We start from the raw sequence: 13589 nt of genomic DNA, 5'->3' as shown, positions 1-13589 counted from the left end.
AAATTCTCCTTTCGGTTAAACAGTGACCACGGCTTCCGGAGACATAGCGCACAGCATGTCCCATTCCTCTCTTGGAAGTATAGCAAGGGCCCATTCTTCCGGCACATAAAGTTTCATCGTACAGGGAAGACCGTGTTTTTTATAATAGGTGGTCCAGAAATAATAATTGGCCAGAGCTCTGGCCTTGTGCATATCGCAGATGTAGGTGGCCCGATGGTCCGGGGTGCCAAATTCCTGGTAGTTGTAGGCGGAACACCAGGAACAGCCCTCCGCGATGGGACAGGAGAAACATTCGTCACTGCTCTGGCTTCTCCTGTCGATACATTTCAGGCACTGGATGCGTTCCGCCTCATGGACGCTAGTCCCGATTCCGGTATCCACGTGCCCGATCCGCATGGCGGGCTGATCTGCCCCCAGAGAGCTTTCCATATAGCGGATGCAGGGATAGAGGTAGCCGTCCGGGTCGCAGGAGAGCATAAAGCCGGTCCCGCCGCACCAGTTATCCAGATCGGTTTCCGCCTTGGGCTGAAAGAAATTCTCCACAAAGAGAGAGCAGTAATGGCTGTTTACTAGATCATGCTCATTCCAGTAGTCGGCTATTTTCTTAAGCTGCCAGTAAAATTCGGTGGCATGATGGGACTCCCAGCCCTTTTCATAGACACAGTTGGCGTTGATTTCGTCATAGCCCAGATCGACCATATGGACAATTGCGTCATACAGGTAGGCCAGATTTTCCGGTGCAACGGTGATCTTGCTGCCCATATAATTGCCCCGGGCAATCCAGTCATTGGCTCCGGCCACCGCCAGGTCATAGGAGGGCCTGCCATCGGGAAACAGGCGGCAGCTGTCATGGAGCTCCCGGTTCCCGTCGATGGTAATGGAAAAGGACATATGGTTTTTGTGTTTCTGGAGAAAACGCTGTACCTTTTCGTCAAAATACAGCACTCCGTTAGAGCAGATGCTGATCATATAGTTGGTCGCCCAGGGATGCATTTTCTCGATGGCCTGTTCCAGAAAATAATCCATGATCCGGTCGGTCAATTCGATTTCCAGAAGCGGCTCCCCGCCGATAAATTCCAGTACGATACCGGGTGAAAAATCGGGACGGATGTAGTCTGACATTCCCTTTTCCCCGCTCAACAGCAGATCCACAAATTTCTTTGCCGTGTCAAAGGACATCCGGCGATGGCCTTTGTTGATCTGGTAGCAATAGCTGCAGGCCAGATTGCAGGCGTCGGAGGTCTGGAAGGTAACCGTACGGCTTAAGCACCGTTCCGAAGTATTTGCGTTGTAGTCCGGATAGAGGCGGGAAAGCATGTCCTGGTATTGCTCTAGTTTCCTTCGTTTACTCAAGAACGCTCATCCCTTCTGCCAGTGTGATTTCTGCATCCTGCATGAGAGTAATGACAAGATCATTTGTGGCAAAATTCAGTTCCCAGTTATGGGGCAGCGCCTGTACTTCTTCCGGGATAAAGCGGGTCTGCAGTTCCTGTTTGGCGAGTTCATATTCTGCTTTCACCTCCGCCAGCTGAGTCGTATAGGCCCGAAACGGCACGGAGTCAAACAGGCTGGTATCGGTATCAAACTTATGTAATTCCAGCAGGTTGCCGATGACATCCTGTCTGGCCCCTACTTCGTAGGCCAGTTTCTGCATATAGTTGACGGTTTCCTGATTAATGTCTATCTTAAATTTCTTCATATCTCTGATTTTTCTCCTTTAATATATTGTGGATTTGATACAATTCTTCCTTTTTAACCCTGAACCGAAGCTGCCTGTCCGAAACAGGTAGCGGAACAGCTGGTATAGCAGGTAGCTGTACAAGTGGCGGAGCAGGTTGTTGTACAGTCCGCCTTACAATTGCCGGAACATCCGGTATAACAGTTGCCGGAGCATCCTCCGTAACAGTCTCCCGAACACCCGGAGCAGCCGGAACAGCTGGAACACCCACCCGAGCAGCTGCCGGAACATCCGGAGCAACCATTGCATCCGCCGCAGGAAGAACAACCGGAACAATTGCTGGCGCAGTTCTGGGAACAGTCATATCCACAGGAGGTAGAACAGGACTGTGTACAGCCACCACAGCTGTTGGAACAACCAGAGCAGCCTCCACATCCGGAACATCCGGAACAACCGGAACAACTGCTAGCGCAATAGCCGCCGCAGCTATTGGTACAGCCAGAGCAGGTTTTATTGGCTCCACCGGAGCATCCGCCAGAACACCCGCCGGAACATCCTCCGTCGCAACCGGAACAACTGCTGCACGATCCGGTACAGCCTCCGCAGCCAGAAGAACAGCCCTCACATACATTGGAACAGCTGCCGCTGCACGTACTGGAACAACTGCTTCCGCATGATCCGGAACAGCCAGAACATCCGCTTGCACATCCGGTACCGCATGATCCGGAGCAACCTCCGCAGCCAGCGCTTCCGCTTCCGCCGCCGCTGGATGAACCGGACGAGAATGCTGCACTGCTGCCTCCTGCACAGGTTCCGGTGCACATACCGGCGCAGAGCCCGCTGCAGGCGCCGCGGCAGGAAGAAGAGGCCCCGTCCATCGTTTCTGTCTGAAGCCGGTCTGCAAATTCCTCCGCTTCTTTCAGATCCCTGACCGGGCTGCCGTTGACCGGAAAGGAATTATCCCCTTTTCTAAAATCAGCTACCTGTAAAAGGGGCTTGTCCACCTTGGTATTATATTCTGTATAAAGGGGTGTGCCATTTCCCGGCCTGTGCTCAAAGTCATAAGCGGAACTTCCGTACGAAGAGAGATTTCCATAGCCGGAACGCCGGTTCATCTCATTCTTTACTTTTTCTTTGATACGGTTCAGGTCTTCGCTGCTTAATACACTTAAATCCATAGCGTCAGCCCTCCTCACTGCTGTCAGCGGGCACCGCGGTCATGGGAAATGCAGTGACAGCCGTATAGGCGTAATTCACCAGCAGATAGTCGATGTCCAGTGTGATATCGGAAAGGGCGCTGCCGCCTGCCGCGGTCAGTTTGATGCCAAAAGGATTCTCCGATTGAGAGCTCCCCTTATAATCGGATACAAACCCGATGGTTACATAGTCGCCGGCAGCGGGGATGTCGGAAAATGATACCGCTGCCTGACTTAAGGGTGTACTGCCTGCTGAGGTCTGTACGGTAAATGCCGTTTGCGCCAAGGTATTTCCTGACAGCTTCAATCGAAGCAGAACGGCATACCGGCCGAAGAGAAGAGAGGGCAGGGAAACAGAGAAAAGTTCTGCTGCCTGATCGGAATAGGTGTGATGAATAGTCGGATAATTGGCAGAAACATCCGTATAGACAGCTGATTCAGACAGCCGGCTGCCGCCCAGCAGAAGGCCGGAGCCGCTGCCAGAATTGCCGCCGGAGTTTCCGCTGTCTCCTCCTGGATTTTCTCCGCCGGATACCGTTACCGGCATCCATGTCTGATTCTGATAGACTTCCAGACTGTCCGCAAAATAGCGGATTCCATGTACGCCCTGGGAACCGGCAACCGTCTTTGCCGCCAGTCCGTCGATATATTCCTGGGCGGTCTGTGTATCGTCCTTTTTCACCGCGGAAAGTAAGGTCTCCGGGTAGATGGCCTGATCCTCCCGGTTCCGCACCGTGCGGACCTGAGAGGATGGTTCCCCGGCAGGTTCCTCATAGAGTAAAATCCTGTCGGTACGTTTCCCAAGGCTATCCAGCGCGGCCTTCACCGTAGTGTCAGTTAAGGTGCTTTCCCCTCCGGGGGTATATAAGGTAATGTCCGCGGAGGTTTCCGCATGTTCGGTCAGATAGCCGGATTCTGTCTTGATGTGATTTCGTATTTTTTCTATGGGATAACTCACGTTACACCTCCATTAATAGCTGCTGCCAGAAGTCGCCCAGACGGATCACTTCCGGTTCGGATTCCGAACGGATGATTCTGGGAACTGAGTCGAGAGCATCGGGATCAAGAGCTTCCGGCATCTGGCTTAAGGGAACACGGCCGGCCGCGTCCAGTTCGGCTACGCCGCCCGGGATTCCCTTGTCGCTGGTCAGCAGGATACCGGTTTTATTTACGATACTTTCTGCATCGGCGGCTGCCTGATTAACCCGTTCCAGCGCCAGATCCACGCGGAGATTCCGCTCTGATTCGCTGGCGGTGCGGGCTTCCTCTGCCTCCACGCGCTTCTGCTCTGCCTCTGCAAAGCTTTCCCCGGCGGCGGTGACATCGGAAACTGCCTGATCACAGCGCAGGATCGCGGCTTCGCACCGCTCGATGACTTCCTCGCCCCGGGCCAGCATGGTTTCATGCTCCGAAACGATAACAGTAAAGCGTTCGATTACGGAATCTATGGTTATATTGGCACGGTCGACGGCTTCTCTGGCCTCCCCTGTCAGTTTGGCCAGCGCCTCCGCCTTGATTAAGGCGTGGATCAGCGCCGAGTATTCATCGGTAGATGTAATATGGGTGCCGTCATGGACCGAGTCATCTATAATTACGGTAAAATGCTGGGACGCGTATGCTGTCCCATCGACGATTCCTTCGTCGTCGTGGGCACCTTCATACAGGACCACTTCACATTCGGCGGCGCCGTCCACAAAGAGCATCTGCTCTGTCATTTCCACGATGACCACGTTATCTATAATGTCGCAGTCAGTGAGAGCGAAGGTACCGTCTTTTCTGCCGTATTTTAAAAATGCATGGACCGTGGAGGGCAGATGTACCGCTCTGCCGTGGTCCGTGACCGTCACGTAAACAAACCTGGAATGGATGTCGTACTGATGCAGGGTGATAAAAGCCGGCTGAGGGCTTACACTGATATCCAGACGGATATTTTGAGATGATTCCAGCATGATTTACCTCCTTTCTTAGAAAATAATGATTGGGTTACAGTTGTGAAATGGATTAGTTGTTATTCGGTGGGACGGGACATGCTGCCGATCAGAGCGCGGAGGGATGCGATTTCACTCTGCAGACCTGAAATATCATCCTTTGTAGCCATTTCCTGATTGCCGATTTTTAGGGTATTGCCTTTCAGGCTTACATTCCCGGAAGTGATATCTATATTACTGTTAATTGTCAGCTTTGAATCTCCCCGTGCAGCAGAGATCTTTACAGAATTATTTGCATCTATATCTAAATCCCTGGCATACATGTTGATATTCAGCGGCCCAAGAAAACCAGTTGTATTGGCAGTTTCTCCCATATAGTAGCCATGTTTGATATCTTTGTTATGCCCGATGACGATATTGGACTTCTCCGAGATGCCGATGATCTTGTAGTACCCGCTTCCATTCACCATTCCCCGGATATAGCCGTTTCGCCCTTTCAGAAGAATGGTTCCGTTCAGAATCCGTACATTTGCATCGTAGGGAACGGTCTCGCCTTCTTCGGTATCACTGTAAAAGGTGCCGGAATTCAGCAAATAGTTGTCGGCTCCGTGGATGATCACGTTGCCGCCCTGGATCTGGGTATAGTTGGTTTCGTATTTGTGGGAGTCGTCATTGTAGCCGTAGGCGGAGGAGTAGAAGGTCTCGGCATTGATGTAGCCGCCGATCAGCCTCCGGTCCACCAGAGTGGTATCCCCTATGTATCCGGCATCTGCATGGATGGTTCCCTTCATGACCAGATCGCCGTTGGAATTGATATGGAAAACCACTTCGTTATTTCTGGCGATTGTGATTCCTTCCTCCGGATTCAGCTTGATGGTGTGTTCCCCGCGTCGGATGGTGATATCGCAGTTCTTGAACATAGCCCCGTCCTTGTCGATGGCGACAGAGCTGTTTTCATTTTCCACCCGAAGGGTGTTAGTCAGGAAAATACGTCCGATCAGAGCGTCGGCGATGACGCCGTAGACCGGTTCATTGTCGATGGTAACCTTGCCCAGTGCCATTTTGACCGACTCCCAGTCATCATCGGTAAAGCAGATCAGGTTTTTGATCATCTTGATCTGATCCGGGTCGTAATCCTGCCGTTCCTCGTTCCAGGATCGCAGGGTGAGCCCGTGCCGGTCAAAGACCTGCTCTTCATTTTCACCGGCCAGGATATTGGTTTTGGCTGTATCCAGGCCGTTCTTGATGGTATCGTAGACCAGGTTGCTGACCTTGTCGGCTTTATTCCAGGAAGACTTGCTGTAGTTTAAGCTGGTGGCGGTGGAAGAGGCCTGAGCCTGAATACTGGCAAAATCGGAGTAGAGGTCATGGCAGCGGATCGCATCGGAGAAGGTGACAGAAATGTCCTCCGGACTATCAAACGAAATACTATATTCCAGCAGGCGCAGTTTGCTGACAAAATCTTTGCTTGCTTCCAGATAAATAAAATTGCCGGGTTCAAAGTCGGGCGCCACATCCCGGAACGCCGGGATGGAAAACAGGTTGAGAAGAGTGGTGGAAATGGTGTACTGGGGCCTGGACGCTTTTTCAAGCTCTTCATTTGCGGCCTGAAGCAATTCTTGTTCGATTTCAAATCGGTCGGAATCCCCGTCCAGATCATTCAGGGTGAAATTCTCATTGGTGTAGGTAAATTCCCGGTTGTAGGTACACAGCTCCTTCCATTCCTCCTCAGTCAGAAAATGATCCAGCTTCAGCTGGTCGATGATCTTCTGACGGTCGGCCCTGGCGCTCTCATAGCGGGTGTACACGTCGTCTGCCTGAGCCTGACGGATTTTCAGCTGGGCCTGGAGTGTCAGCAGCAGATTGTGATTTTCCAGATAAAGATTATATTTCGGGTCGTTGACATCCCCGTAGCCCACCATAGTAAGGGTATTTTCCTTGCCCTGGCAGGTGTCCACCTGTATTTGCAGTGCATCCAGGCCGTATTCTTCCCAGTTGGTTGAATTCGGTTTTTCCGGGACGCGCTTTCTCAGTTCTTCCAGTTCGTCTACCAGTGCCTGGATGCGGGTCATGACTTCCTGATGGGGAGTCTGGAGCGCTTCATAGACCGCCTGATAGCTTTGCATGGCCTCCTGGAGGCCTTCTGACATGCGGGGCAGATAGTAGTTATAGTTGACGATCCGGTTGTTTCCCACCGGATTGATTTCCCCGATGTCCACTCCTTCCGCACCGCGGACCCGGCAGACCGTCTTGATCTGGCTTTCGTCCACGTTAACGGTGATTTCCTTCGCCAGATTTTTGTGATCCACATAGATGTTGGTATCACGGCCGTAGTTGTCTTTTTCATAGGCATTTACGGTTCGGCTGAAGGAATCAAACTGGAAAATACAGCCGAACGCCTCCGAGACATCCCCGGTCAGAAAGCTGTAAATGTCCTGCTCATCCACATCGAAGGTACGCTGTTTGTCCTGGAGTGCCAGGTCGATGTGTCCGATGGACCACTGCGGGACATTGTCCAGAACCAGATTCATCAGGCTGGCTTCTGTGTCCAGGGGATTATAGAATTTGATTGTCTTATATTCGTCGTAGTCGATATCCCCGGAATTGACTTCCAGATTGACCAGATAGACCTCCGCCAGCTCACATTCCAGGGAATAGCCGGATACCGTCTTTACCTCATTGATGCCGTCATTGGTAATGGGAGATTTCAGCTTATACCAGCCGTAACCCGGGGCGAGAATGAGCATCAGCTCTTCGATATCGTCATAAGGGGCATTCGGCTGGTTATTAAGATACTTGGGAATGGTAAAAGAAATCTCGTCCATATCATTGAACTTCCGGGTGATAGTCAGATCGGTGACGCCGCTTAGGGCTCCGTCATAGAGAAAGGATTTATCCGGCGCGGCCAGATACAGATCCGGCAGTTTGAGCTGCCCGGCAGGATCAAGCAGATTTGCCCGTCCGCCGGGATTTACAGGGGCAGTTGCCATCAGCAGACACCTACCTTTCGGATCTCACGGTAACGGAGTGTGACCGTGCAGGGGAGAGAGCAGGAGAGAAGATTCTCTTCACTCTGATAGGTCTTTGCAAGCTTCGGCCAGATAAAATTGAAGTCATTCAGCACGATCCGGCCGGTGGAGGAGGAAAGCTTGCGGTTCTGGCTGTCGATCGACAATATTTCACCCCGGACACAGTCGCGGATCAGCGTCTTTTCCCCGGTCAGAGCGTTGGTAAATTCCAGGTCCCCGTCCTGTTCCACTTTAACTTCCATCCATGGGTCCAGATCCCCCACCTCGTCGGAGGTGTTGTAAAGCAGAAACGTATCGTTCCCGTCAAAGGGAATGACGTACTCGGTCTCCTTAGATTTAAAAGCAAAGGGGGCGTTGCACACCATGTGGAACGTCATGCCGTAGTGACCGTTGATGGATACGTTGGTGGATTCTGTGGCTGTGGCGAAAAATGCGATGTCCGCATATTCATCGGACTGAAACTGAAACATCTTGTAGCCGTCGGTGCGGATCAGCCACCGGTTTAAAAGCCCCTGTTCCGCCTCGGAGATAGGGGAGAAATCCTTCTTTGCGATGGTGATATCAAATTCGATGGGAGAGGTATACTGCTGGCCCAAATAGGACCAGCTCCTGGCTCTGGCAGGTTTCGCCGTGGTAAGTTCCACAGCGGAGCCCGCGGAGAGTGTCTCCACCAGATTGTGTTCGTTTATCTTACAGAGCAGGATGTGATAGCTTTCCGAAGAAATCCCGTCATATGTAAAATCCATTGCCTGAATCAAAAGCGGTCACCTCCTATTGTGCCTGGTCAAGATGTCTGCGGATCTCCCTGCACTCGTTCATTACCAGCAGGGTTTCCCTCTGTTCATCCTCCAGTTCCTTTTTGATTCGTTTTACCTCCCCGATCAGTTCATCATATTCGTTCATCATGGTCTGAAGGGAGGCTTTTAAATCTTCTGCGTCGGGACCGGTATTTTCCGCGATCCGGCGCTTTAACATATCATTTTCCTGCATCAGCAGGAGCAGTTTTTGTTTTCTGGTCATATATCATTTTCATGCAGAAGGGCATGAACTCCTTTCGATTGTTATGGATGCCGCCAGACGGATCAATACCGGCAGCGGGAAAATCCGTGTGAAACCGAAACTGTATCGCAGTCGGCAAAGCCCATACAGCGTAAGCCGTATGGGCTTTGAGGGTAATCTAGTTCTGCAGACGGCGGCCCATTCGGTAGGCTGAGTTATTGATTCTTGCAAATGTCTGATTGATGCTGTCATTGACCGCCTGTTTCAGATCCGGCATCACATCCTCCGTCACGTTGCCTTCCACAACAACCAGCGGCTGCTGGAATGTGACAGAACTGCTCTGAACCGGAAGGGAATCAGGAGAAAAGGCTGCAACCGTATCCCGATAGGTAAATGCCCGCATCATCTCTACCGTCTGCGGCAGCAGGCGGGTAAATTCATCAGTGAGGACTGTTTCTCCCTTTTTGGCCGTGATAAGCGCGTCGTCGCCGTTGGCAGCAGGAATGCTCTTTAAACCGGTGAGAATGCCGCCGCCCGGGAAGCCGGTGATGCCGTAGTGGGTTATATAACCAAGGTTTGCAAGTTCTTTAGCAATAAGATTTTTATAAGCACGGCTTATCTCATTGTCGTCAAAATCCTTCAGGGTGATCGTCTTGCCTTCATTATTCAAGATACCGAAGGCATTTGCCAGTTCCACCATATCTTTGTGGGAGAGTGACTTATATCCGGCATCGATGATTTCTTTATTGAGCGAGCTCATGCCGGTTTTGGATGCCTTTTTGTTTTTCTCCGATTTCTCGCCCATAATACGTTGTACTGTATCGGGCATGTTGTAATCAGAGGTGATACCGGTTGTACTTTGGACTTTCTCCAGTTCTTTTACCATATCCTTGATGCCCTGGCCTATGGCAGCGATGACACCCAGAATACCTCCGGATTTATCGGTCAGATTGCTGGCAAAACCATTGACCGCGGCAGTTCCACCCTTCCAGGCATCCGTAATGTATTGGCTGACCTTATAGCCGGCCTCCTGGGCAGTGGACTGAATCGTAGAAGCGATGACAGAGGAATTGGACTGGATCATACCTACCGAATCGGCCCAAAGCTTACCGGTATCCTTGGAATAGTTCTCCATCTGTTCCCGGTAAGCTTCCAGGGTGGCATCCAGTCCCAGTTCCTGGGTTTCTATACTGTGATCGTACTGGAAATCCGAATAATCTTCGTTGGCGTCCGCCAGCTGCTGTTCCAGCTGTTTCCTGCGCTTTCTGGCTTCCAGGCTGTCATCCCCGGAGATCGCGTTGAGCTGTTTCTCCAGCTTGGCAATGTTCTTCCGCTTGTCGGTGACAGACTTATGATATTCGTAATTGTCCTTCTCCTGGCGGAGTGCTTCTTTCTGTTTGGAGATCAGCTCATTCATGGCGTCGATCTGGGCCTGAATTCCTTCTCTTGCCAGATCCAGCATGGACTGCTTGGCGTCATTGGCCGCCTGGATGGATTCCTGGTATCCCTGAATCAGCTCACTGTGCTGTTCAAAATACTCCTCTTCCCCCATCCCTTCTTTCCGCTTCTTCTCCAGATCTTCCAGTTGCTTTTCATAGGATCTGGCCGATGCCATAAAGGTATCATAGTCCTGTACATAGAGGCCTGCCTTTGTCTTACCGGCATCGGTCCAGTTTCCATTTTCATCGAAGCTGTCCTTACTGCCCAGCAGGTTCTGGAGGAGGGAGGATTCATCCGTAATCTGTCCCAGCGTACTGCGGAAGCGGTCAAACATCTTGAAATCAAAGTCCCGGATGCTCTTCTGGAATTCGGCCAGAGAGATATCACAGTTGGTGATTTCTGTGCCGACATTGATGATCTCCGTGCGCATCTCATACCAGGCTTCGGAATTTTTCTTAATCGAACCGTCCGCCACGCCCCGCATCAGGGCTGCTTCCAGATCCTCTTTTTCCTTGACCAGGCGGTCTCTCTCTGCTTTTGTCTGACTGCTTAGGGTCTTATAGTAGGAAGCGCTGACCAGCATCCCTTTGGATTCTGCCAGATCGATCTCTGCCTGGATACGGTCCTGCTTGGCGGAGTTTAAGTCGGATTTGCGGGAGTAGAGTTCCTGAATACCATCAAAATATTCTTTGTATGCTGCCTGTATGCTTTTTTCCAGTTCAGCCAGTTGCTCCAGCGCGGATTTCTGTTTATCATACAGATCCATATACTTCTGGATCTTTTCGTACTGCTTTTTATCTCCGGAAGAGTATTTTGTGATATCAATGGAGCCTTCCTCAATCTTTTTGATCGTCTTTTTGTCCAGACCGATCTTTTTCAATTCTTTGTCGTACTTAGAAACAATATCCTCATAGCTTTTGATCTGATCATTCAAAGCTGAGAGATAAGAAGAGAAGGCTGTCTTTTGGCCTTGGATCGTAAAAGCGTCTTCCAGCGCCTGTTTGGTTTCTTTGGCTGTTTCCTGAAGACGTTTTAGTTTTATATCAATCCAGTTGATTTCGGCGGAAAAAGAAGAACCGGAACCACCGCCGGGAACTTTACCTGTATCAATTGATTTGATTTGGTTATCTAGTTCGGTTTCATACTCTCCAAGTAGTCCAGCAAGTAAGATCGTACTTTTAGTATCTTTGCCTATAAAACTATCTGTAGGATCTATATGACCTGGATTGATACCATTTTCATCGACAAAATCAGCTTCCTGCTGCGCAATGACATCATGAGCCTGTGCAAGCGTCTTGATTCCAGACAATTCTATACGCATGTTTTTAAGCCGCTGTAAGACTTCATTTGTTAAAATCTTTGACATGGCAGCCTGTGCAGCAGCATAGGCAGTCTTCAGATTTGTAACGGCGCCATTTACTAAATTTATTGCACCTTTCTCTAAATAGAAACCATTTGCCGTTGCTATTGTCATTGACTCCAGGCCAGGATAACGTTTGGAAAGCTCATCTATCTGACTGGCATTCAGAGCAAATTTCTGATTTACGGCATCGGTTACTGCACCTATGTCATCTGAAGAATTTCTCGCAATATCCAGATTCCGGGATACTTCTTGAGTCACTTCATTCAATTGATCCATATCGATGTGTAAGGGATCATCGAGGATTTTCTTTGTTTTATTGAATTCGTTTCGAAGTTCATCAAAACCGGAGAAGCTGCTATGGGGATCGGTAATAATGGAATAGGCAATTTCAATGTCATCGGCATCCATTCCCCTGGTCCATTCCATGATATCATCATAGAAAAACCCCTTTTTGGAAAGTTTGGTGCGGATAGATGCAAGATTTTCGTCGGTGTCGGAAAGAGAATCTCCCAAAGCAACCTGCAGTGTGATTTTCTGTTCATCTGATAGGGCAGGATCAGACAGAATTTTCTCAATGATAGTGTGAAGCTGTTCCCGTAATTCCTCTACGGGAATCTGATCCATATTTTCCTGTAGACGGAAATAGTCCTGGAAATCAGTAGAAGTCATTGTCAGATTCGAAAAGTCTACGACAGAATCAAGAATTTTCTGCATTTCGGACTGAGTTTCCCCGCCTTGTAACTTAATCGAATCAATATAATTGGTGAGGAAAGTTTTCTGAGAGTCCCCCATCTGTTCCCAGGCTTCGGTCGCTTGAACATTTATCAGAGCCTGCTGGTTAAATTCAGATGCGGATCGTTCTGAAGAACGCATAGCTGCCGTATATTGATAAAGAGAACGAGTGGCGTCGTCCATAGCAGCCGTACCGTTTATCATCTGATAGGCATCTGATGTTGTATCGGATAGCTGTTCCGTAATCTTTAAAGCGTTTTCTTCCGATTCTATTAATTCCCGAAAGGCACCTGCAGATCCTAACGTATACATATCGCCTTGAAGATTCTCTGTAGAAAGGTCAAAACGCTTAGCAAATTCTGCTATTTCCTCTATTGAAGGAAATGGAATTTCACCACCATATTCTTTTTCTACAACAGCATCATAAAAAGCAGAGGCTGTCTTAGTGGCATAAGAACCAGCTTCTTTTTTAGCTTCCTCCTGTTTTGCCAGAACGCCTTTAATAACCGTTCTATTGCTCTCATTGGAGGTCTGATCTAAAAGCTGTAACTTCTGCTGTTCTTTCAGCAGATTAATCGACTCCTGAATCAGAGTGTTTTTATCGGCAATGGCGTTACCTTCTTCGTCAAATCCTTTTCGCAGAGAAGGAAACATATCGCAGATCTGGTTGGTAATGTCATGGTAGCGCTGCAGCTCGTCCGCAGAAAGTGTCAGGCTGTTGCCATTTGCATCCACCTGCTGGGAGAGAAGAGCATATTCTTCTGATAAACTCTGCACCGTCTGCAAGTTGGAAGTGGTAGATTGATACTGTTCGTGGAAGGCGTTATTCAGTTCGTCAGCCTTGGCGATCGCGATTTCATTACGATGAATATAGTTGTAGAGCTGTTCGGAGAGAAACTCGATACCCTTGGAGGCCAGCATGAAGGCTCCGGTGGTGAGAGCGGAGGAGAGAAGACCGGAAGCGATGGTGGCAGCTTTGGTAGGTGGGTTGAGTCCTTCGATGTGGCTTCTAAACTCTTCAATGGAGGCTGTGCCTGTTTTAGCACTTAATAGATAAGACTGGAGGTCTCCATTGAGATCCTGAAATTGTGTAGAATCAATACTTAATAGATTACGATTAAATTTATCTAATGTTAAATCTATATCATCTGGAATTAAAGAAGTAATACTTTTAGTATATTTCTTTAATGGCCCTAGTGAACTTGGATTAAATATCTAGCTATT

General features: G+C 49.6%; 9 protein-coding genes. All 9 read right to left on the bottom strand.

All coding sequences use genetic code 11. From position 1 onward, the window contains the following. Nucleotides 1–15: 15 nt before the first annotated feature. On the bottom strand, nt 16–1353 hold the full coding sequence (locus ABCW47_RS08700) for a radical SAM peptide maturase, CXXX-repeat target family (protein ID WP_343209462.1): 1338 nt from the start codon (nt 1351–1353) through the stop codon (nt 16–18). Next, nucleotides 1346–1699, bottom strand: coding sequence for a hypothetical protein (locus ABCW47_RS08695; RefSeq protein ID WP_343209461.1), 354 nt, complete (start codon nt 1697–1699; stop codon nt 1346–1348). Before ABCW47_RS08695 ends, ABCW47_RS08700 begins: the two co-directional genes overlap by 8 nt. After that, on the bottom strand, nt 1686–2471 hold the full coding sequence (locus ABCW47_RS08690) for a hypothetical protein (RefSeq protein WP_343209460.1): 786 nt from the start codon (nt 2469–2471) through the stop codon (nt 1686–1688). Before ABCW47_RS08690 ends, ABCW47_RS08695 begins: the two co-directional genes overlap by 14 nt. A 389-nt stretch (nt 2472–2860) precedes the next feature. After that, nucleotides 2861–3832 carry a hypothetical protein gene (locus ABCW47_RS08685; RefSeq protein WP_343209459.1) on the bottom strand — a complete coding sequence of 324 codons (972 nt, stop codon included), beginning with the start codon at nt 3830–3832 and terminating at the stop codon, nt 2861–2863. A gap of 1 nt (nt 3833) precedes the next feature. Then, nucleotides 3834–4823: a BppU family phage baseplate upper protein gene (locus ABCW47_RS08680; protein ID WP_343209458.1), complete on the bottom strand. Its 990-nt coding sequence runs from the start codon at nt 4821–4823 to the stop codon at nt 3834–3836. 59 nt (nt 4824–4882) lie between these two features. Then, a complete protein-coding gene (locus tag ABCW47_RS08675) occupies nt 4883–7792 on the bottom strand; it encodes a phage tail protein (RefSeq protein WP_343209457.1) in 2910 nt (969 codons plus the stop codon). Next, the gene (locus tag ABCW47_RS08670) at nt 7792–8589 is read right to left on the bottom strand and encodes a phage tail domain-containing protein (RefSeq protein WP_343209456.1); all 798 of its coding nucleotides are present in this window, start codon (nt 8587–8589) and stop codon (nt 7792–7794) included. The genes ABCW47_RS08675 and ABCW47_RS08670 overlap by 1 nt, the downstream gene beginning before the upstream one ends. Before the next feature lie 13 nt (nt 8590–8602). Continuing rightward, nucleotides 8603–8851: a hypothetical protein gene (locus tag ABCW47_RS08665; RefSeq protein WP_343209455.1), complete on the bottom strand. Its 249-nt coding sequence runs from the start codon at nt 8849–8851 to the stop codon at nt 8603–8605. A 157-nt stretch (nt 8852–9008) separates the two neighbouring features. Beyond that, nucleotides 9009–13286 (bottom strand): ATP-binding protein, encoded by a 4278-nt coding sequence (locus ABCW47_RS08660; RefSeq protein ID WP_343209454.1) that lies wholly within the window; start codon nt 13284–13286, stop codon nt 9009–9011. Nucleotides 13287–13589: the final 303 nt, after the last annotated feature.

The sequence above is a fragment of the Anaerolentibacter hominis genome, from assembly GCF_032380675.1.
Taxonomy (GTDB): Bacteria; Bacillota; Clostridia; order Lachnospirales; family Lachnospiraceae; genus Anaerolentibacter; species Anaerolentibacter hominis.
Note: the sequence above shows the minus strand (reverse complement) of the source record. Positions and strands in the feature narration are given on the sequence as shown.